Annotated in this window: 1 pseudogene; it reads left to right on the forward strand. The window is 61.7% G+C overall.

The annotated features are described in order from the left end of the window. A pseudogene (locus KVT34_RS30160) lies at positions 1–287 on the forward strand (MBL fold metallo-hydrolase); the annotation flags it as partial.

Consider the following 287-nt stretch of genomic DNA (forward strand, 5'->3'; position numbering starts at 1 on the left):
GCCGGCAAGGCGGAGTACTGGGCGAGAGACCTGCGCGCCACTTTATACGACCGCTACAAGAAGCTGTCCGAAGAGCTGATCGTGCTCCCGGCGCACTTCGGGCGGTGTGCCGAGCTCGGCGAAGGCGGAAGAGTGTCCGCGAGACTGGGCGACCTGGTCGCGGACAAACCCGGGGTGGATACCGGGGACGAAGCGGAGTTCAGAAAAACCGTGTCGGAGCATCTGCCTCCCCAGCCCAACGCTTATCAGGAAATCCGGCAAACCAATATGGGTAAAATTACGCCGAC

It is taken from the genome of Paenibacillus sp. GbtcB18 (genome assembly GCF_019091125.1).
In the GTDB taxonomy this organism is placed as follows: domain Bacteria; phylum Bacillota; class Bacilli; order Paenibacillales; family NBRC-103111; genus Paenibacillus_F; species Paenibacillus_F chitinolyticus.